Origin of the sequence: Streptomyces pimonensis (assembly GCF_041380215.1) — a bacterium.
GTDB classification, from domain to species: Bacteria; Actinomycetota; Actinomycetes; order Streptomycetales; family Streptomycetaceae; genus Streptomyces; species Streptomyces pimonensis.
Genome location: NZ_JAHWZY010000006.1, coordinates 1 through 19,760, shown reverse-complemented (window position 1 = coordinate 19,760; position 19,760 = coordinate 1). Strand labels below are relative to the sequence as shown.

The 19,760-nt window shown below is 72.7% G+C and carries 15 protein-coding genes and 3 pseudogenes; 10 read left to right on the top strand and 8 right to left on the bottom strand.

Annotation, left to right across the window (positions count from 1 at the left end):
- Positions 1-27: 27 nt before the first annotated feature.
- Positions 28-723 carry a MerR family transcriptional regulator gene (locus KYY02_RS07975; protein ID WP_371236863.1) on the bottom strand — a complete coding sequence of 232 codons (696 nt, stop codon included), beginning with the start codon at positions 721-723 and terminating at the stop codon, positions 28-30.
- A 660-nt stretch (positions 724-1,383) separates the two neighbouring features.
- On the opposite strand from KYY02_RS07975, the gene KYY02_RS07970 reads away from it, so the two are divergent.
- Entirely contained in the window at positions 1,384-3,105 is a 1,722-nt protein-coding gene (locus tag KYY02_RS07970) for a BCCT family transporter (RefSeq protein WP_371236861.1), read from the top strand.
- 50 nt (positions 3,106-3,155) lie between these two features.
- On the opposite strand, the pseudogene KYY02_RS07965 reads toward KYY02_RS07970, so the two are convergent.
- Positions 3,156-3,352: pseudogene (locus KYY02_RS07965) on the bottom strand (amino acid oxidase); the annotation flags it as partial.
- A 277-nt stretch (positions 3,353-3,629) separates the two neighbouring features.
- Here KYY02_RS07965 and KYY02_RS07960 point away from each other — a divergent pair.
- Complete coding sequence (locus tag KYY02_RS07960; protein ID WP_371236860.1) at positions 3,630-5,273, top strand: ABC-F family ATP-binding cassette domain-containing protein; 1,644 nt, start codon at positions 3,630-3,632, stop codon at positions 5,271-5,273.
- 131 nt (positions 5,274-5,404) lie between these two features.
- Here the strand turns inward: KYY02_RS07960 and KYY02_RS07955 are convergent, their stop codons facing one another.
- Positions 5,405-7,759 (bottom strand): Tex family protein, encoded by a 2,355-nt coding sequence (locus tag KYY02_RS07955; RefSeq protein WP_371236858.1) that lies wholly within the window; start codon positions 7,757-7,759, stop codon positions 5,405-5,407.
- 105 nt (positions 7,760-7,864) lie between these two features.
- Positions 7,865-7,996 (bottom strand): LPFR motif small protein, encoded by a 132-nt coding sequence (locus KYY02_RS07950; RefSeq protein ID WP_371236857.1) that lies wholly within the window; start codon positions 7,994-7,996, stop codon positions 7,865-7,867.
- A 148-nt stretch (positions 7,997-8,144) separates the two neighbouring features.
- Here KYY02_RS07950 and KYY02_RS07945 point away from each other — a divergent pair.
- Both KYY02_RS07945 and KYY02_RS07940 read left to right on the top strand, forming a co-directional pair.
- A pseudogene (locus tag KYY02_RS07945) lies at positions 8,145-9,111 on the top strand (GlxA family transcriptional regulator).
- A gap of 10 nt (positions 9,112-9,121) precedes the next feature.
- Positions 9,122-9,758: pseudogene (locus KYY02_RS07940) on the top strand (DJ-1/PfpI family protein).
- Here the strand turns inward: KYY02_RS07940 and KYY02_RS07935 are convergent.
- Entirely contained in the window at positions 9,745-10,500 is a 756-nt protein-coding gene (locus KYY02_RS07935; protein ID WP_371236856.1) for an enoyl-CoA hydratase/isomerase family protein, read from the bottom strand. The pseudogene KYY02_RS07940 and the gene KYY02_RS07935 sit on opposite strands and share 14 nt — an antisense overlap.
- Positions 10,501-10,777: 277 nt before the next feature.
- Here KYY02_RS07935 and KYY02_RS07930 point away from each other — a divergent pair, with 277 nt between their 5' ends.
- Positions 10,778-11,239, top strand: a complete 462-nt coding sequence (locus KYY02_RS07930) for an ATP-binding protein (protein ID WP_371236854.1) — start codon at positions 10,778-10,780, stop codon at positions 11,237-11,239.
- Position 11,240: 1 nt separating this feature from the next.
- Here KYY02_RS07930 and idi read toward each other — a convergent pair whose 3' ends face one another.
- From idi to galE, 3 genes are all read right to left on the bottom strand, one after another.
- Complete coding sequence (idi, locus tag KYY02_RS07925; protein WP_371236852.1) at positions 11,241-11,834, bottom strand: isopentenyl-diphosphate Delta-isomerase; 594 nt, start codon at positions 11,832-11,834, stop codon at positions 11,241-11,243.
- A gap of 149 nt (positions 11,835-11,983) precedes the next feature.
- Complete coding sequence (locus KYY02_RS07920; RefSeq protein ID WP_371236851.1) at positions 11,984-12,922, bottom strand: cation diffusion facilitator family transporter; 939 nt, start codon at positions 12,920-12,922, stop codon at positions 11,984-11,986.
- A gap of 146 nt (positions 12,923-13,068) precedes the next feature.
- The gene (gene galE / locus KYY02_RS07915; RefSeq protein WP_371236850.1) at positions 13,069-14,040 is read right to left on the bottom strand and encodes a UDP-glucose 4-epimerase GalE; all 972 of its coding nucleotides are present in this window, start codon (positions 14,038-14,040) and stop codon (positions 13,069-13,071) included.
- Between the two features lie 285 nt (positions 14,041-14,325).
- Here galE and KYY02_RS07910 point away from each other — a divergent pair, with 285 nt between their 5' ends.
- Genes KYY02_RS07910 through KYY02_RS07890 form a run of 5 tightly spaced genes read left to right on the top strand, consistent with a single transcriptional unit; the run spans position 14,326 to position 19,582 of the window.
- Positions 14,326-16,146, top strand: a complete 1,821-nt coding sequence (locus tag KYY02_RS07910) for a DUF5941 domain-containing protein (protein WP_371236848.1) — start codon at positions 14,326-14,328, stop codon at positions 16,144-16,146.
- Positions 16,143-16,895: a phosphocholine cytidylyltransferase family protein gene (locus KYY02_RS07905; RefSeq protein WP_371236847.1), complete on the top strand. Its 753-nt coding sequence runs from the start codon at positions 16,143-16,145 to the stop codon at positions 16,893-16,895. Before KYY02_RS07910 ends, KYY02_RS07905 begins: the two co-directional genes overlap by 4 nt.
- Positions 16,883-17,944 (top strand): iron-containing alcohol dehydrogenase family protein, encoded by a 1,062-nt coding sequence (locus KYY02_RS07900; RefSeq protein ID WP_371236846.1) that lies wholly within the window; start codon positions 16,883-16,885, stop codon positions 17,942-17,944. The genes KYY02_RS07905 and KYY02_RS07900 overlap by 13 nt, the downstream gene beginning before the upstream one ends.
- Entirely contained in the window at positions 17,922-18,701 is a 780-nt protein-coding gene (locus KYY02_RS07895; RefSeq protein ID WP_371236844.1) for a CDP-alcohol phosphatidyltransferase family protein, read from the top strand. The genes KYY02_RS07900 and KYY02_RS07895 overlap by 23 nt, the downstream gene beginning before the upstream one ends.
- Entirely contained in the window at positions 18,698-19,582 is an 885-nt protein-coding gene (locus tag KYY02_RS07890) for a glycosyltransferase family 2 protein (RefSeq protein WP_371236842.1), read from the top strand. Before KYY02_RS07895 ends, KYY02_RS07890 begins: the two co-directional genes overlap by 4 nt.
- Positions 19,583-19,760 lie beyond the last annotated feature (178 nt).

Sequence of the window (19,760 nt, the reverse complement as noted above, 5' to 3'; positions counted from 1 at the left end):
CCGCACGGGGTGACGGGGCCCGCCCCGTCACCCCTCCTCGTCGAGCCACTCCCGCAGCTCCTCCCGCAGCGACCGCTGAAAGGTGGTCAGCAGTGCCTGGACCACCAGCGGGTGCATCCGGGCGGACAGGGACCGCACGTCCCGCGCGTCCCGCTCCGCGACCGCGTCGCGCAGCAGCCGCGACAACTCGCGGGCGGCCGCGCGGGAGTGCTCGATGAGCGCGGTGCGCGCGGCGAGGACCGTCTCGTGGGACAGCGGCACGTCCAGCAGCTCCACCCCGAGCCGCAGCAGCCCGGGGTCCACCCGGAACGCCTCGCCGTCCCGCTCGACGACGCCCATCGCCGTCAGCCGCCGAAGGTCCTCCCCGCTCAGCGACCGCCCCGCCCGGCGCTCCAACTCCCCGCGCGGCGCCGTCTCCACCGCCTCGGGTGCCCAGGAGGCCACCACCGCCCGCTGGATCGCCAGGTCCCGGGCGCTCAGGTCCGGCGGCAGCTGTCCCAGGTACCGCTCGATCGCCGCCAGCGTCATGCCCCGGTGCTGCAACTCCTCGATGAGTTCCAGCCGGGCCAGGTGCCCGCGCCCGTAGTGACCGACCCGCCGGGGACCGATCACCGGCGGCGGCAGCAGCCCCTTGGTGCCGTAGAAACGGACCGTGCGCACGGTGACGCCGGCCCGGGCCGCCAGTTCGTCGATCGTGAACGGCTGCTCGGTCTCGGTCGTCATGTGCAGCAGTATCGCTGTTCCACCACCGCTGTGACACCTCGGCTGTCACTCCGCGCGGACGTGCGGGACGTTCCCCGGTGTGACGTGCGCCATCGCATGAGCAAGCACGTTGCCGGAAAGGCGGCCCTCGGTCCGTGCGTGGTCCGAGCGTGCCGACCAAGGCGATCCGGAACACCCGGGCGCGACCCGCCCGAGCGCACCAGAGAGTGGAACCGCCCGTGGGCAAGGACGCCGTCGACACGGCAACGGCCGCAGCACCCACCGGAGCTCGCCCTCGACCTGGCGGCCACCGGCCACGTCGCCCTCCGGGGCCACCGCACGGCACCGGGGCCCGAGCGATCCCCCGGCCGACGCCCCGACGCTCGTCCTCGACCTGGCCCGCACCTCCGTGCGGGTGCCGTTCGCCGGCGGAGCGGCCGCCTTCGCCCGCGCCACGGCGGGCTCGCACTCCGCGGCCCCGGAACCGTCCTGGACGGTGTGGACCGGCCCGAAGCCACCGCCCACCGCGTCCCTGGAGCCCGATGAAACGCGTCCTCGCGGCATATCACCTGATGGAGGGCCAATACTTTCCGCCGATGGGGTGAGTTTTGGGCCAAAGGTGGTAGGGGCGTAGCGGAAGGAGTGCTTCCCGCCCCACGGTTCTGAGGAAAGGTGCCGCCTGTGACGCATGACCAGCACAGCGACAAGGACGACACGGCGGGTCCGCTGCCGGGCTCCGAAACCGGCCTGCCGGGCCGGGAACACCCGCGGACCGACCGGGTGGTGTTCGGCGTCACCGCCGCGCTCACCCTCACGTTCGTGCTGTGGGGCGCCATCGGGACGGACTCGCTCGAGGACGTCTCCAGCACCGCGCTCGGCGGGCTGATGCACCAGGGCGGCTGGGCGTTCATGCTGGCCGCCTCCGGCTTCGTGGTCTTCGCCCTCTGGCTCGCGGCCAGCCGCTACGGCCGGATCCACCTCGGTGCCGAGGGTGAGGAGCCGGAGTTCCGCACGGTGTCGTGGGTCGCCATGATGTTCAGCGCGGGCATGGGCATCGGCCTGATGTTCTGGGGCGTGAGCGAACCACTGGCGCACTACACGACGCCCCCGCCGGGCGCCCACCCGGCCGACTCGGGCGCTCGTATGGAGACGGCCATGGCCACCACCCTGTTCCACTGGACGCTCCACCCGTGGGCGATCTACGCGGTGGTCGGCCTCGCCATCGCCTACAGCACCTTCCGCCGGCGCCGCCGGCAGACCATCAGCGCCGTGTTCACCCCGCTCATCGGTGAGAAGAACGCGGGCGGCGCCGGCGGCCGGGTCATCGACGTGCTCGCCATCATCGCGACCGTCTTCGGCTCCGCGGCCTCGCTCGGCCTCGGCGCGCTGCAGATCGGCTCCGGTGTGGAGAAGCTCGACTGGCTGGACGAGGTCGGCACCGGGCTGCTGGTCGGCATCATCGCGGTGCTGACCGTGGCGTTCGTGGCCTCCGCGGTCTCCGGTGTGGAGAAGGGCATCCAGTGGCTGTCGAACATCAACATGGTGCTGGCCCTGATCCTCGCCGTGTTCGTGTTCGTCGCGGGCCCCACCATCATCGTCCTCGACCTGCTGCCGACCTCGGTCTTCGGCTACCTCGGCGACCTGCCCCAGCTGGCCGGCCGCACCGAGATCAGCGGCGGCGAGGACGTCCCCGAATGGCTGGGCAGCTGGACCGTCTTCTACTGGGCCTGGTGGATCTCCTGGACGCCCTTCGTGGGCATGTTCATCGCCCGCATCAGCCGGGGCCGGACCATCCGCCAGTTCATCGGCGGGGTCATCCTGGTCCCCAGCACGGTCAGCCTGGTCTGGTTCGCGGTCTTCGGCGGCTCGGCGATGAAGCTGCAGGAGCAGAACCGGCTCGGCGACGAGACGACCCCCGAGGGCCGGCTCTTCGCCGTGCTGCAGGAGTACCCCGTCGCCACCGTCACCAGCCTGCTGGTGATGGTCCTCGTCGGCATCTTCTTCGTCTCGGGCGCCGACGCCGCCTCCATCGTGATGGGCACGCTCTCGCAGAAGGGCGCGCTCGAACCCAGCCGCTGGATGGTGGTGTTCTGGGGCGTGGTCACCGGCGCGGTGGCGGCGATCATGCTGATGGTCGGCAGCGGACAGGGCGACGCGCTGACCGGCCTGCAGAACCTCACGATCCTCGCGGCGGCACCGTTCGTCGTCGTGATGCTCTTCATGTGCGTGGCGCTCATGCGCGACCTGCGCAGCGACCCGCTCATCGTGCGGGGCGAGATGGGCTCCGAGGCGGTGGAGCTCGCGGTCATCGAGGGTCACAGGAAGTACGACGGCGAGTTCGAGATCCGGGTGGGCCCGGGCCGCGGCCCGGACGTGGAGGGCGACCCCATCGGCCGACACTGACGGAACCCCGGCGGCCGCGCCCCATCGGGGCGGCGCGGCCGCCGCCCGCTTCAGCGTGCGGCGAGCGCCGCCGCCTCCTCCGCACACCCCCACCCCCGCCGTGACCCGCACCGTCGTGGCCGTAGTGGTGCACCGGGTCCCGCCCGCCCGGCAGCGGCACCCGCTCCAGCCGCGATCCCGCCCGGTGCTCCAGGACCCGCGCCCCCGCGACGGCCTGACACAGCGCCGCACACCGCCGCACGATCGCCCGGCCGCCGGTGACGCGGCGGAGCCGGAGGCACCTCGCCCTGCCGGGTCCGGCTCACCGCGTACCGGATCGACCGTCTCTCCCGCACCCGCGTCCGGGACCTCCTCGACGGCGTGTTCGAACCCGGCCGCCACCACGTCCTCCTGGACGCGGCAAGGCGGTCAGGGGCGAGGCGTACCTCGTGGCGCGCACCGGCGGGACGGTACGGGCGACGGAGGCGGGGCGGTGAGAACCGGGGCGCGGCCGGCCGCGCGCGGCCATTAGGATCGGCGGTCTGATGACTGCCACCCTCGTCGCCAAGAACCTCGCCGCCGGACACGGCGACCGCTCCCTCTTCACCGGCCTCGACCTCGTCGTCGCACCCGGCGACGTGATCGGTCTGGTCGGCGCCAACGGCGCGGGCAAGTCCACGCTGCTGCGCCTGCTCGCCGGCCTCACCGCGCCGGAACAGGGCGAGCTGCGTCTCTCGCCGCCCACCGCGACCGTCGGGCACCTCCCGCAGGAGCCGGAGCGCCGGCCCGGCGAGAGCGTACGGGCGTTCCTGGCCCGCCGCACCGGTGTCACCGAGGCCCAGCGGACCATGGACGAGGCGACCCAGGCCCTGGTCGACGGCGCGCCGGGAGCGGACGACGCGTACGCCACGAGCCTGGAGCGCTGGCTCTCCCTGGGCGGTGCCGACCTCGACGAGCGCGCCGAGGAGGTCGCCGGCTCCCTCGGCCTGACCGTCGGCCTGGACCGGCCGATGACCTTCCTGTCCGGCGGCCAGGCGGCCCGCGCCGGACTCGCCTCCCTGCTCCTCTCCCGCTACGACGTCTTCCTCCTCGACGAGCCGACCAACGACCTCGACCTGGACGGCCTGGAACGCCTCGAACGCTTCGTGACCGGCCTGCGCGCCGGCACGGTCGTCGTCAGCCACGACCGCGAGTTCCTCACCCGCACGGTCACCAAGGTCCTCGAACTCGACCTCGCCCAGCGGCGGATCAACCTCTACGGCGGTGGCTACGAGGCGTATCTGGAGGAGCGGGAGGTGGCCCGCCGGCACGCGCGCGACGAGTACGAGGAGTACGCCGACAAGAGGGCCGCGCTCCAGGACCGGGCACAGACGCAGCGTGCCTGGATGGACAAGGGCGTGAAGAACGCGCGCCGCAAGGCGGGCAACGACAACGACAAGATCGGCCGCAAGTTCCGCAGCGAGGCGAGCGAGAAGCAGGCCGCGAAGGCGCGTCAGACCCAGCGCATGATCGAACGCCTGGACGTGGTCGAGGAGCCGCGCAAGGAGTGGGAGCTGCACATGGAGATCGCGTCGGCCCCTCGCTCGGGCGCGGTCGTCGCCACCCTCCGGGACGCCGAGGTCCGTCGCGGCGACTTCACCCTCGGCCCGGTCTCCCTGCAGATCGACTGGGCGGACCGGGTGGCCGTCACGGGCGCCAACGGCGCGGGCAAGTCCACCCTGCTCGCCGCCCTGCTGGGCCGCGTCCCGCTCGACGCCGGGCACGCCGCGCTGGGCTCGGGCGTGCTCCTCGGCGAGGTGGACCAGGCCCGCGCGCTGTTCCACGGCCCGCAGAGCCTGCTCGACGCGTTCCGCCCGGCGGCGCCGGACCTGGAGCCGGCCGACATCCGCACGCTCCTGGCCAAGTTCGGCCTCAAGGCGGACCACGTCATGCGTCCGGCGGCCGGCCTCTCCCCGGGCGAACGCACGAGGGCCGCGCTGGCGCTCCTCCAGGGCAGGGGTGTCAACCTCCTGATCCTCGACGAGCCGACCAACCACCTGGACCTGCCGGCCATCGAGCAACTCGAATCGGCCCTGAACACCTACCAGGGCACCCTCCTCCTGATCACCCACGACCGCCGCATGCTCGACGCGGTCAAGGTGACCAGACGCCTGGAAGTAACGGACGGCAAGGTCGTGGAACGCACGTAGCTGCGGGCAGTCGCCCCGCCCCACCCCTCCGCGGGCGCCCCTGCCGCAGGGCGGCACGGCTGGGCGAGGGCGTCACGCGGTGGGCACCGGCCCACGCGAACCACCCCCGCCCGGCCACAACGTCGGCGCGCCTACGCCAGCCCGGCCCGCCGCAACGCGTCAGCCATCGCCCCGTTCGCCGGAGCGGGTGCGGCCGCGGACCGTCCCTTCCCTCCGGCCCCGGACCGCCCCTGCTGCTGCCGCTGCTTCGGCGGTCGGCCCCCCTGCCGCTCCCCGCGCTGCCCCCGCTGTTCCCCCTGAGGCGCGGCCTCGTCGTCCAGCCGCAGCGTCAGCGAGATCCGCTTGCGCGGGATGTCGACGTCCAGCACCTTGACCTTGACGATGTCACCCGGCTTCACCACGTCCCGCGGGTCCTTGACGAACGTCTTCGACATGGCCGAGACGTGCACCAGACCGTCCTGGTGCACACCGACGTCGACGAACGCGCCGAACGCGGCCACGTTCGTGACGACACCCTCCAGCACCATCCCGGAGGCCAGGTCGGAGATCTTCTCCACCCCCTCCTTGAAGACGGCGGTCCTGAACGCCGGCCGTGGGTCCCGCCCCGGCTTCTCCAGCTCCTTCAGGATGTCGCTCACGGTCGGCAGACCGAACGTCTCGTCCACGAACTCCTGCGGCCGCAGCGACCGCAGCACCGCCGTGTTCCCGATCAGCGCGGCGACCTCCGTGCCGGAGGACTTCACCATCCGCCGCACCACCGGATACGCCTCCGGGTGCACGCTGGAGGCGTCCAGCGGATCGTCGCCGCCACGGATCCGCAGGAAGCCCGCACACTGCTCGTACGCCTTGGGACCGAGCCGCGACACCTTCTTCAGCTCGCCCCGCGACCGGAACGGACCGTTGGAGTCCCGGTACGCCACGATGTTCTCGGCGAGCCCGGAGGTGATGCCGGAGACCCGCGCGAGCAGGGGCGCCGACGCGGTGTTGACGTCCACACCCACGCCGTTCACACAGTCCTCCACCACCGCGTCCAGCGAACGCGACAGCTTCACCTCGGACAGGTCGTGCTGGTACTGGCCGACCCCGATCGACTTCGGGTCGATCTTCACCAGCTCGGCCAGCGGGTCCTGGAGCCGGCGCGCGATCGACACCGCGCCGCGCAGCGACACGTCCATGTCGGGCAGCTCCTGGGAGGCGAAGGCGGAGGCCGAGTACACGGAGGCGCCCGCCTCGGACACCATCACCTTGGTCAACTTCAACTCGGGGTGTTTGGCGATGAGTTCGCCGGCGAGCTTGTCGGTCTCGCGGGACGCCGTGCCGTTGCCGATCGCGATCAGCTCGACCGCGTGCTCCTGCGCCAGCCGCGCCAGCTTCGCGACCGCCTCGTCCCATCGGTTGGCCGGGACGTGCGGATGGATCACGTCCGTGGCGACGACCTTGCCGGTCGCGTCCACCACGGCGACCTTCACGCCCGTACGGAAGCCGGGGTCCAGGCCGAGCGTCGCGCGCGTACCGGCGGGGGCGGCGAGCAGCAGGTCGCGCAGGTTCGCCGCGAAGACCCGCACCGCCTCGTCCTCGGCCGCCGTGCGCAGCCGCAGCCTCAGGTCGAGGCCGAGGTGCACCAGGACGCGGGTGCGCCAGGCCCAGCGGACCGTGTCGCCCAGCCACTTGTCGGCGGGACGGCCCTTGTCGGCGATCGCGAACCGGTTCGCGATGATCCCCTCGTACGACGACGGTCCGTCCGTGGGCTCCTCCGGCTCCAGGACGAGGTCGAGGACCTCCTCCTTCTCGCCGCGCAGCATCGCCAGGATCCGGTGCGAGGGCAGCTCGGTGAACGGCTCGGCGAAGTCGAAGTAGTCGGCGAACTTCGCGCCCGCCTCCTCCTTGCCGTCGCGCACCTTCGCGGCCAGCCGCCCGCGCACCCACATCCGCTCGCGCAGCTCGCCGATCAGGTCGGCGTCCTCCGAGAACCGCTCGGTGAGGATCGCCCGCGCACCGTCCAGGGCGGCCTGCGGGTCGGCGACCCCCTTGCCGGTGTCCACGAACGCGGCGGCCGCGGCCAGGGGATCGACGCCCGGATCTGCGAGCAGCCCCTCCGCCAGCGGCTCGAGACCCGCCTCGCGCGCGATCTGCGCCTTGGTGCGCCGCTTGGGCTTGTACGGCAGGTAGACGTCCTCCAGGCGCGCCTTGGTCTGCGCGCCCCGGATCCGCGCCTCGAGCTCGTCGGTCAGCTTGCCCTGCTCGCGCACCGACTCCAGGATCGCCGTCCGGCGCTCCTCCAGCTCCCGCAGGTAGCGCAACCGCTCCTCGAGTGCGCGCAGCTGCGCGTCGTCGAGCATCTCGGTCGCTTCCTTGCGGTAGCGGGCGATGAAGGGCACCGTCGAACCGCCGTCGAGCAGTTCGACGGCGGCCCTGACCTGCCGCTCCCGTACGCCGAGCTCCTCGGCGATCCTGCCTTCGATGGACCCTGCGAGGGGTGTCGTCACGTTCCCGTACCGCCTTCTCCACTGAGGTTGCGCGGCAATTGTGGCAGGTGACGCCGACAATCGGGGATCAGGGCGGCGACTCGCCCGGGGGCCGCACGGGCGGCGTCAGGCGCGACGGCCCCGGGCGGTGGACGAGGCCCCGCCGAAGAGCCTGGCGAGCGCCCGGAAGGGCAGCGTCACCACGGTGGCGACGGCCCCGCCGATCTGGCGCAGGACATCCGCGACGGCACGGAACATGTGTCTCCCCTTTCGTCGGCCGACCTCCCCGGCCGGAGGTACTGCGTATACCTCGTCGACGCCTCCCCATGCACACCGTCCGGACATGGCAGGAAAGGTGGGGGACCCGTCGCTGCGGCCACGCCGGGCACTGCCGAGAATCGACGGCATGGCGCAGCGAACCGTTCTCGTCGTCCTCTTCGACGGCGTGCAGAGCCTCGACGTCACCGGTCCCGTGGAGGTCTTCGCGGGCGCCGAGAAGCACACCCCGGGGACGTACCGGCTGTGCACCGCCTCCCTGGACGGCGCCCCGGTACGCACGAGCAGCGGGCTGACCGTCGTACCGGACGGGACCCTGGCCGACGCGCCGGAACCGCACACGCTGCTCGTGCCCGGCGGACAGGGCGCCCGTCGGCCCGGCCCGCGGCTGACCGACTGGCTGCGCCGGCACGGGCCGCGGGCCGAGCGGCTGGTCTCCGTCTGCACGGGAGCGGTCCTGCTCGCCGGAGCAGGGTCGCTGGACGGCCGTCGCGCCACCACGCACTGGGCCCACTGCGACACGCTGGCCCGCGATCACCCGGCCGTCGAGGTCTACCCGGACCCCATCTACGTCCGGGACGGCCACGTCGCCACCTCCGTCGGCGTCACCTCGGGCATCGACCTCGCGCTCGCCCTGGTGGGGGGGGATCTCGGCCGTCAGGCCGCCCTCACCGTCGCCCGGCACCTGGTGGTGTTCCTGCGCCGGCCCGGGAACCGGGCCCAGTTCAGCGCCCAGCTCGCAGCCCAGACCGCGCGGCGCGAGCCGTTGCGCGAGGTCCAGCAGTGGATCACCGAGCACCCCGACACCGATCTCTCGGTCGAGGCGCTCGCCGCCCGCGCGGCCCTCTCGCCGCGTCACTTCGCCCGCGCCTTGCACACCGAGACCGGCACGACGCCGGGCCGCTACGTCGACCGGGTACGCCTCGAACACGCCCGGCGGCTGTCGGAGGACACCACCGGCGGTGTGGAGGAGGTCTCCCGCGCCAGCGGCTACGGCCCCCCGAGGCGATGCGGCGCGTCTTCGTCCGGACCCTCGGGACGTCCCGGCGGAGTACCGCCGCCGGTTCCGGCCCGCCCTCGCACCCGACCACGGCTGAAAGGCCGCCGATGCAGATCGCCATCGTCCTCTTCGACCGCTTCACCGCCCTCGACGCGGTGGGTCCCCACGAGACCCTCGGCCGGCTCCCGGACGCGGAGACCGTGTTCGTCGCCGAGCGGACCGGGCCCGTGCGCACCGACACCGGCGCCCTCGCGATCACCGCCGACAAGACCCTGGGAGAGGTACCGTGTCCGGACGTCCTCGTCGTCCCCGGTGGCCCCGGGCAGACGCCCCAGATGGAGAACGAGGCCCTGCTGGAGTGGCTGCGCGGCGCCGACGCGTCCAGCACCTGGACGACGTCCGTGTGCACCGGGTCCCTGCTGCTGGCCGCGGCCGGACTTCTCCGGGGGCGCCGGGCCACCTCCCACTGGCTCGCGCTCGACCACCTGGAACGGTACGGCGCCGAGCCGGCCGGGGAGCGGGTGGTGACCGACGGCAAGTACGTCACCGTGGCCGGCGTCTCCTCCGGCATCGACATGGGGCTCACCCTGCTCGGCCGGATCGCCGGCGACGAGCACGCCCGGGCCGTCCAGCTGCTCATCGAGTACGACCCGCGGCCGCCCTACGACGCCGGCTCCCCCGGGGGAGGCGCCCGCGCACCTCGTCGAGGAGTTCCGGTCGAGGAGCCGCTTCAGCCTGACGTAGACACGCTCCACGTGAAGCGGGGCGGCCGGCGCTCCAGGAACGCGGCGACGCCCTCGGCGCCGTCGCCGCTCTCCCGGGCCCGCTCGCCCCAGTACGCGTCCCGGTCGGCGCGGCCGTTCGCGAACTCCTTCGCCGCCGCCTGCGTCAGCTGTGAGCGGGACGCCAGGATCCGGGCGAACCCGCCCACCCGCTCGTCCAGTTCGCCCCCGGGCAGCACCTCGTCCACCAGTCCGGTGCGCAGCGCCCGCCCGGCCTCGATCAACTCACCGGAGAGCAGCAGGTACTTGGCGGTCGCCGGACCCACCAGCGAGACCAGCCGCCGGGTCGCGGAGGACGGGTAGACGATGCCGAGCTTCGCCGGGGTCACCCCGAACCACGACCCCTCCTCGGCGAACCGCAGGTCGCAGGCCGCCGCCAGCTGGGCCCCGCCGCCCACGCAGTGCCCGCGGACCGCCGCCAGGGTCGGCTTGGGGAAGGCTGCGAGCGCCTCCTCCGCCGCCACGGCCAGCCGCTGCGCCTCGAGCGGCGACCCCCGGAGCGTGGAGATGTCGGCGCCGGCGCAGAACGTCCCGCCCTCACCGGTGAGCACCAGCGTCCGTACGTCCGGGTCGGCCGCCAGCGTTTCCAGCAGCGGCGGCAGGGAATCCCACATCGCGGCCGTCATGGCGTTGCGCTTCGCCGGATTGCGGATGACGACCGTGGCGACGTGCTCGGCGACGTCGTGCAGCAACTGGGGCTCCATCCGCCGGATGCTATCCGCCCCGGCCGACGCGCCGACCGGCAGGGACTCCACCCGGTGGGGGACGGGCGGACGGCGGACGCCGGGGAAGGAACGGCAGGGGAGCGATCACCGGGCCACCGAACACGTACAACCCGAAGAGTTCGCCGACCCGGCACAGGACGGACCGGAGCGGTCCCGGGGGCGACCGTGTCGTACGCAGGCGGTCGGAAACGCTCGATATCCGCTGACTTCTGTTCAGGGGTGAGGTGCGGAACCGATCGGTACCAACACTCGACGTGTGGTGACAATCGAGCGTGAGAGCGGCGATCCGCTGCCGTACGAAGGTGTCTGGCGGTTCACCGCCCCAGCCGTCGACGCCTCGGTCCCGCAGGCCCGCCACGCCGTGCGGGACCTGTTGCTGCGCCAGGGGGTGCCGGCCGCGGACGAGGTCGTGCAGGGGCTGCTGCTGATCGTCTCCGAGCTGGTCACCAACGCCGTACGGCACGCGGCGCTGCTGTCCCCGACGCTCGCCGTCGAGGTCGCCGTGGGCGCCGAGTGGGTCCGGGTGGCCGTGGAGGACGGCCACCCCTACCGGCCCACCGCTCTGGAGACCGACCACGGGCGCACCGGCGGCCGCGGACTGCTCCTGGTGCGGGAGGTCACCCGCGAGGCGGGCGGGGCGTACGACATCGAGCACACCGCCGACGGCGGCAAGGCGATCTGGGCCGCCCTGCCGCTCAAGCCCTCGCGGATCGGCTAGGTCACCAGCCCGCCGACGGCCCGGTCAGTTCGCGGACCGCGGGGCGGGCCGCGTCCAGGACGGTCGGGAACCAGGCCGAGAAGGCGTCCTTCGCGTGCCGTTCCGCCAGCTCCGCCGGGGTCACGAACGCCGTGGACGCCACCTCCTGCGGGTCCGGCCGCGGCGGCGACTGCACCATGCCGACGAAGAGGTGGTTGTACTCCTGCTCCACCAGGCCCGAGACCGGGTCCGGGTGGTTGTAGCGGACCGTGCCGGCCTCGGCGAGCAGCGACGGGGAGACGCCCAGTTCCTCGAAGGTCCGCCGGGCCGCCGCCGCGAACGGCGCCTCACCGGGGTAGGGGTGGCCGCAGCAGGTGTTGGACCACACACCGGGGGAGTGGTACTTGCCCAGCGCCCGCTGCTGGACCAGCAGCCGCCCGCGCTCGTCGAACAGGAACACCGAGAACGCCCGGTGCAGCCGTCCCGGCGGCTGGTGGGCGGCGAGCTTCTCCGCGGTGCCGGTCGTCACGCCGTCCTCGTCGACCAGTTCCAGCAAGATCGGCTCGGCGGCGCCGCTCGACGGGCTGTTCGTCGCGGTGGCAGGTGTGATCGGCATACCCATCCTTCACTCGGTCTTGGCGCCCCCAGTCTGCCGCACGAATCCGGCACTCCCGGCACTCCTTGGCATGCCCGCATGTCCCGGGGCCGTCCCACGGGGACGGAGGGCTGTGTTCCCCGGCGCGCGGCGGCGCGCCCGGCCCCGTCCTAATGGCACAGGCGCGCCTCGTGCTCGGCGTGCCCGCCGGGCTCCAGCTGGAAGGTGCAGTGTTCCACGTCGAAGTGGGCGCCCAGACAGTTCTGCAGCTCGTGCAGCATCTTCTCGTGCCCGATGGTGTTCAGGACGTCGGAGCTGACGACCACGTGCGCGGAGAGCACCGGCATCCCCGAGGTGATCGTCCAGGCGTGCAGGTCGTGCACGTCCTCCACGCCGTCCGTGGCCAGGATGTGCTCCCGGACCTGCCGCATGTCGACGCCCTTGGGCGCGGCCTCCAGCAGTACGTCCAGGGTCTCGCGCAGCAGCTTCCAGGTCCGGGGCACGATCATCACCGCGATCACCAGGGAGGCGATCGGGTCGGCGGCCGTCCACCCGGTGGCCAGGATCACCAGCGCGGCGAGGATCACCGCGACGGAGCCGAGCGCGTCCGCCGCCACCTCCAGGAAGGCGCCGCGCACGTTCAGGCTCTCCTTCTGCCCGCGCATCAGCAGCGTCAGCGACACCAGGTTGGCGACCAGACCGATCACACCGAACACCATCGCCAGGCCGCCGTCGGTGGCGGCCGGGGAGACGAACCGCTCGATCGCCTCGTACAGCACGTAGCCGCCGACGCCGAGCAGGAGCAGACAGTTGGCCAGTGCCGCCAGGATCTCCGCGCGGGCGTAGCCGAAGGTGCGGTGCTCGCTGGCCGGGCGGCTCGCGAAGTGGATCGCGAGCAGCGCCATGCCCAGGCCCACGGCGTCCGTCGCCATGTGGGCCGCGTCCGCGACCAGGGCGAGCGAGTCCGCCAGCAGGCCGCCGACGATCTGGATCACCATGACCCCGAGCGTGATCGCCAGTGCCCCCCGCAGCCTGCCGCGGTACGTCGCGCTCGCGGTACCGCCGACGGGCGCGCCGTGCGCATGCCCGTGATCGTGCCCAGCCCCCATGAAAGGTTCCTTCCCGTGATCCCGTCCGGGCCACAGTGAACTACGGGGAGGGGGTATCCGCAACGCGGCACTGAACACCGTTGTCATCTGCCCTGACCTGCGTAAACGATGCGCAGGTCAGGTGGCGGACAGATGCCGTGCGCAGGTCACCGGCCGTGGTGCAGCCGCCACCCCCGCCATGCCGATTCGATCATCTCGGGTACCGGGCGCCGGGCGGTCCAGCCGAGCCGCTCGGCCGCGCGGGCGGCCGACGCCACCGCGCGGGGCGCGTCGCCGGGGCGGCGGCCCTCGACGAGCGGGGCCCGGGTGTCGCCGGTGACCTCGCCGATGACCGTGATCAGCTCGCGCACCGAGATGCCCTCGCCGCGGCCGATGTTCACCGTCAGGTCTCCCGTGACCTCCCCCTCGGACAGCCTGCGGGCCGCCGCCAGGTGCGCCTCCGCCAGGTCGGCCACGTGGATGTAGTCGCGGACGCACGTGCCGTCCGGCGTCGGATAGTCGTCGCCGAAGACGCGCGGGGCCTCGTCGCGGGTGAGCCGGTCGAAGACCATCGGCACGATGTTGAAGACACCGGTGTCGGCCAGCTCCGGGGCCGCCGCCCCCGCCACGTTGAAGTAGCGCAGGCACACCGTGTCGATGCCGTGCGCCCGACCCGCCGCCCGGACCAGCCACTCGCCGGCGAGCTTGGTCTCGCCGTAGGGGTTCACCGGGGCGCAGGGGGCGTCCTCCGTGATGAGATCCACACCGGGGTCGCCGTAGACGGCCGCGGACGAGGAGAAGACGAAGCGTTCGATCCCGGCGCCGGCGACGGCGTCCAGGAGCGTCGCGAGGCCGCCCACGTTCTCCCGGTAGTACCGGGTCGGCTGTGTCACGGACTCGCCGGCCTGCTTCCGCGCGGCGAGATGCACCACTCCCGTCACCCCGTGCTCCACGCACACCCGCCTCAGCAGCTCGCCGTCCAGCGTCGAGCCCTCGACCAGCGGGACGTCCGCGGGCAGCCGCGCCGGCACCCCGGCGGAGAGGTCGTCCAGCGCCACGACCCGCTCCCCGGCACCGGCCATGGCCCGTGCCACATGTGCCCCGATATAACCGGCCCCGCCGGTGATCAGCCATGTCATGGTGGCCCACCCTATGCCGAGCGGACCCGGTGGTCCTCCATGCGCGGATTGAGGTGAATGTCCGCTGCGGTGCGACGGTTTGTGGGCGGGGCCCCGCATCGCCGATGATGATCACGGCAGCGGCGGGCGGGCGAACCGCGCCGATCCATTTGTCGAACGGTCAGTGAACGCGGACTTCCGGGCATCCGATAACCTCTGCCGACATGCCGCCCGGGGACCTGTACGGGCACCTCATCGTGTACATGACCGACGTTGACGCGTCGGCATCCAGGGAGTGAGATTCGGTTGTCGACCGCCATCCTCACCGGCCAGCCGGTCCCCGGTTCGTCACTCGAGGGCGATCTGCGCTCCCTCGGGTTCGACGTACGGACCGCGGCCGGCGCCGCCGAGGCCGAGACCCTGCTCGCCGGGGTGCCCGCGGGGCAGCGGGTCGCCGTGGTCGACGCCCGCTTCGTGGGCCACGCGCACGCGCTGCGCCTCGGTCTCACCGACCCCCGTTTCCCGCTCGCCGCGGTCCCCGGCGCTGTCACCGCCCAGCCGGCCGGCCGCCAGGCCCTGAGCCGCGCGCTGGCCCGCGAGAGTTCGGCGGCCCCCGCCGAGCCGGCCGGCGGCACCCCCCTGGTCGACAGCCTCGCCGACCGTGTCGCCGCCGCCCTCGACGCCGACGGCGCCGACGTGCACCGCCCCGAGCTCGGCAGCCTCGTGGCCACCGTCCCCGGCGACCCCCAGACCCGCAACGAGGCCCGGCAGGCCGTCGCCGCCGTCGACGACGAGGCCGTACGCCTGAAGTCGGCCGTCAAGGCCCGCGACGGCTTCTTCACCACTCACTTCATCAGCCCGTACTCGCGCTACATCGCCCGCTGGTGCGCCCGTCGCGGACTGACCCCCAACCAGGTCACCACCGCCTCCCTGCTCACCGCGCTCATAGCCGCGGCCTGCGCCGCCACCGGCACCCGCGGCGGCTTCGTCGCCGCCGGCGCGCTGCTCATCGCCTCCTTCGTGCTGGACTGCACCGACGGCCAGCTCGCCCGCTACTCCCTGCAGTACTCCACCCTCGGCGCCTGGCTCGACGCCACCTTCGACCGCGCCAAGGAGTACGCCTACTACGCCGGCCTCGCCCTCGGAGCCGCCCGCGGAGGCGACGACGTATGGGCCCTCGCCCTCGGCGCGATGGTCCTGCAGACCTGCCGGCACGTGGTCGACTTCTCCTTCAACGAGGCCAACCACGACGCCACCGCCAACACCAGCCCCACCGCCGCCCTCTCCGACAGGCTCGACAGCGTCGGCTGGACGGTCTGGGTGCGCCGCATGATCGTCCTGCCCATCGGCGAACGCTGGGCGATGATCGCCGTCCTCACCGCGGTCACCACCCCCCGGATCACCTTCTACGCCCTGCTCGTCGGCTGCGCCTTCGCCGCGACGTACACCACCGCGGGCCGCGTCCTGCGCTCGCTGACCCGCAAGGCCCGCCGCACCGACCGGGCCGCGCAGGCGCTCGCCGACCTCGCCGACTCCGGCCCGCTCGCCCAGGTCCTCACCGGCCCGCTGGAGCGCCCCGCGCGGTGGCTGCCCGGCTTCACCGCCCCAGCCGTCGCCCTGCTCGGCGGTCTCGCGGTCGCCGGCACGGCCGTGCTCACCGGCTTCGGAGGTCCCTGGACGACCGTCGCCGCCTGCGGGTACGTCCTGGCCTCCGCCCTCGCCGTCGCACGTCCCCTCGAGGGAGCCCTCGACTGGCTGGTCCCGCCGTTCCTCCGCGCCGCCGAGTACGGCACCGTCCTGGCGCTGGCGGCCGACGCGGAGGTGAACGGAGCCCTGCCCGCGGCCTACGGCCTGGTGGCCGCGGTCGCCTACCATCACTACGACACGGTCTACCGCATCCGCGGCAACGCGGGCGCGTCCCCGCGCTGGCTGGTGCGGGTGATCGGAGGGCACGAGGGCCGCACGCTCGCGGTCGCCGTCCTGGCGGCACTGCTCACCGCCTCACAGCTCACGGTCGCGCTCACGGTCCTCGCCGTGGCCGTGGCCCTGGTGGTGCTCGTCGAGAGCATCCGCTTCTGGGCGTCCGCAGGGGCGCCCGCCGTACACGATGAAGGAGAACCCGCATGATCGGCCTCGTGCTGGCGGCCGGCGCCGGACGGCGCCTGCGCCCCTACACCGACAGCCTTCCCAAGGCGCTGGTGCCGGTGGGGCCCGCGGGCATAGAGGGCGAACCGACGGTCCTGGACCTCACCCTCGGCAACTTCGCCGAGATCGGTCTGACCGAGGTCGGGGTGATCGTCGGCTACCGCAAGGAGGCCGTGTACGAGCGCAAGGCGGCCCTGGAGGCGAAGTACGGCCTCAGACTCACCCTCATCGACAACGACAAGGCCGAGGAGTGGAACAACGCCTACTCCCTGTGGTGCGGTCGTGACGCCCTCGAGGACGGTGTGATCCTCGCCAACGGCGACACCGTGCACCCGGTCTCCGTCGAGCGGACCCTGCTCGCCGCCCGGGGCGAGGGCAAGCGGATCATCCTCGCCCTCGACACGGTCAAGCAGCTCGCCGACGAGGAGATGAAGGTCGTCGTCGACCCCGAGAAGGGGATGACGAAGATCACCAAGCTGATGGACCCCGCCGAGGCCACCGGCGAGTACATCGGCGTCACCCTCATCGAGGGCGACGCCGCCGTCGAGCTCGCCGACGCGCTCAGGACCGTGTGGGAGACCGACCCGCAGCAGTTCTACGAGCACGGCTACCAGGAACTGGTGAACCGCGGCTTCCGGATCGACGTGGCACCGATCGGCGACGTCAAGTGGGTGGAGATCGACAACCACGACGACCTCGCCCGCGGACGGGAGATCGCATGCCAGTACTGACCCGGCTGATCCCCTCGCCGGTCGTCGTGGACATCCGTCCGGGCGCCCTCGACGACCTGGGCTGCGTACTCGCCGACGAGCGGATCTCGCAGTCCGGCCGGCTGGCCATCGCCGTCAGCGGCGGCTCGGGCGCCCAGCTGCGCGAGCGGATCGCGCCCTCGCTGCCCGGCGCCGACTGGTACGAGGTCGGCGGCGGCACCATCGACGACGCGGTCCGGCTGGCGGGCGCCATAAAGGCCGGCCGCTACGACGCGGTCGTGGGCCTCGGCGGCGGGAAGATCATCGACTGCGCCAAGTTCGCGGCGGCGCGCGTCGGCCTGCCCCTGGTCGCCGTCGCCACCAACCTCGCGCACGACGGCCTCTGCTCGCCGGTCGCGACCCTCGACAACGACGCCGGTCGCGGCTCGTACGGAGTGCCGAACCCGATCGCGGTCGTCATCGACCTCAACGTCATCCGTGAGGCCCCGATCCGTTTCGTGCGGTCCGGCATCGGCGACGCCATCTCCAACATCTCCGCGGTCGCCGACTGGGAACTGGCCCACCGGATCAACGGGGAGAAGATCGACGGCCTGGCCGCCGCCATGGCCCGGCAGGCCGGCGAGGCGGTGCTGCGACATCCGGGCGGGGTCGGTGACGACGGCTTCCTGCAGGTGCTGGCCGAGGCACTGGTCCTCACCGGCATCGCCATGTCCGTGTCGGGCGACTCCCGTCCCTCCTCCGGCGCCTGCCACGAGATCAACCACGCCTTCGACCTGCTCTACCCCAAACGGGCCGCCGCCCACGGGGAGCAGTGCGGACTGGGCGCCGCCTTCGCGATGTACCTGCGCGGCGCCCACGAGGAATCGGTCCACATGGCCGAGGTGCTGCGCCGACACGGGCTTCCGGTGCTGCCGGAGGAGATCGGATTCACGCCGGACGAATTCGTCCGGGTCGTCGAGTTCGCCCCGGAGACCCGTCCCGGACGCTTCACCATCCTCGAACATCTCGACCTGAAGACCGAACAGATCAAGGACGTCTACGCCGACTATGTCAAGGCCATCGGTAGCTGAACTCCGTCCGGTCGTCCACCCCCCGGGGGTCAAGGACCGGCGCAGCGGTGAGCACTGGATGGGGCGCCTCTACATGCGCGAGGTGTCCCTGCGGGTGGACCGCTACCTGGTGAACACCAGGATCACCCCCAACCAGCTCACCTACCTGATGACCGTCTTCGGCGTTCTCGCGGCCCCGGCGCTGCTGGTACCGGGGATCACGGGGGCCGTCCTCGGCGTGGTCGCCGTCCAGCTGTACCTGCTGCTGGACTGCGTCGACGGAGAGATCGCGCGCTGGCGGAAGCAGTACTCGCTCGGCGGCGTCTACCTCGACCGGGTCGGCGCCTACCTCACCGACGCGGCCGTCCTGGTCGGTCTCGGCCTGCGCGCCGCCGATCCGTGGGGTCCCGGACGGATCGACTGGCTCTGGGCCTTCCTCGGCACCCTGGCCGCCCTCGGCGCGGTCCTGATCAAGGCCGAGACCGATCTCGTCGGCGTGGCCCGCCACCAGAACGGGCTGCCGCCGGTGAAGGAGGCCGCCTCCGAGATGCGTTCCTCCGGCATGGCGCTGGCCCGCCGGGCCGCCGCCGCGTTCAAGTTCCACCGTCTCATCCTCGGCATCGAGGCGTCCCTGCTGATCCTGGTCCTCGCGATCGCGGACGCGGTCCGGGACGACCTGTTCTTCACCCGCCTGGGCACCGCAGTCCTGGCCGGCATCGCCCTGCTGCAGACCCTGCTGCACCTGGTGTCCGTCCTCGCCTCCAGCAGGCTGAAATGAGCGCCGGCATGAAGGTCGGCGCAGTGATCATCACCATGGGCAACCGCCCCGACGAACTGCGCGCCCTGCTGGACTCGGTCGCCAAGCAGGACGGCGACCCGGTCCAGGTCGTCGTCGTCGGCAACGGCTCGCCCGTCCCCGAGGTCCCCGAGGGCGTACGCACCGTCGAACTGCCGGAGAACCTCGGCATCCCCGGCGGCCGCAACGTCGGCATCGAGGCCTTCGGCCCCGGCGGCACCGACGTCGACGTCCTGCTGTTCCTCGACGACGACGGCCTGCTCGCCGGCCATGACACCGTCGAGCTGTGTCGCGAGGCCTTCGAGGCCGACCCGGCGCTCGGCATCATCAGCTTCCGCATCGCCGACCCGGAGACCGGGGTCACCCAGCGCCGCCACGTGCCCCGGCTGCGCGCCTCCGACCCGATGCGCTCCTCCCGCGTGACCACCTTCCTCGGCGGCGCCAACGCCGTACGCACCGAGGTCCTCGCCGAGGTCGGCGGGCTGCCGGACGAGTTCTTCTACGCCCATGAGGAGACCGACCTCGCCTGGCGGGCCCTCGACGCCGGCTGGATGATCGACTACCGGTCCGACATGGTGCTGTACCACCCGATCACCGCCCCCTCCCGGCACGCGGTCTACCACCGCATGGTCGCCCGCAACCGGGTCTGGCTGGCCCGCCGCAACCTCCCCGCCCTCCTGATTCCGGCCTATCTGGGCGTCTGGATGCTCCTCACCCTCCTGCGCCGGCCCTCGCGCCCCGCGCTGAAGGCGTGGTTCGGCGGATTCCGGGAGGGCTGGACCACTCCCTGCGGACCCCGTCGGCCCATGAAGTGGCGTACGGTATGGCGGCTGACCCGACTGGGCCGGCCCCCCGTCATCTGACAAGCTCGTATGCGGGAACATCGGGGCCCTACCCAGGCTCTCCGGCTCATGCCGGGTCCGCTTGCGGGCCCGGCATCTCGAGGACGAAAGTTTTCCACCAGTGAGTGAGACCACGCATGACGGCACGGTCGCGGTCACCGCGTCCGTGCCGCCAGACGAGGGCCTGACGGCGGAGCGG

Coding starts and splice junctions, on each gene's coding strand:
- KYY02_RS07920 (WP_371236851.1), bottom strand. CDS start 12,922: ATGGGGGCTGGGCACGATCACGGGCATGCGCACGGCGCGCCCGTCGGC.
- KYY02_RS07890 (WP_371236842.1), top strand. CDS start 18,698: ATGAGCGCCGGCATGAAGGTCGGCGCAGTGATCATCACCATGGGCAAC.
- KYY02_RS07935 (WP_371236856.1), bottom strand. CDS start 10,500: ATGGAGCCCCAGTTGCTGCACGACGTCGCCGAGCACGTCGCCACGGTC.
- KYY02_RS07950 (WP_371236857.1), bottom strand. CDS start 7,996: ATGTTCCGTGCCGTCGCGGATGTCCTGCGCCAGATCGGCGGGGCCGTC.
- KYY02_RS07895 (WP_371236844.1), top strand. CDS start 17,922: ATGTCAAGGCCATCGGTAGCTGAACTCCGTCCGGTCGTCCACCCCCCG.
- KYY02_RS07905 (WP_371236847.1), top strand. CDS start 16,143: ATGATCGGCCTCGTGCTGGCGGCCGGCGCCGGACGGCGCCTGCGCCCC.
- idi (WP_371236852.1), bottom strand. CDS start 11,834: ATGCCGATCACACCTGCCACCGCGACGAACAGCCCGTCGAGCGGCGCC.
- galE (WP_371236850.1), bottom strand. CDS start 14,040: ATGACATGGCTGATCACCGGCGGGGCCGGTTATATCGGGGCACATGTG.
- KYY02_RS07900 (WP_371236846.1), top strand. CDS start 16,883: ATGCCAGTACTGACCCGGCTGATCCCCTCGCCGGTCGTCGTGGACATC.
- KYY02_RS07960 (WP_371236860.1), top strand. CDS start 3,630: ATGACTGCCACCCTCGTCGCCAAGAACCTCGCCGCCGGACACGGCGAC.
- KYY02_RS07975 (WP_371236863.1), bottom strand. CDS start 723: ATGACGACCGAGACCGAGCAGCCGTTCACGATCGACGAACTGGCGGCC.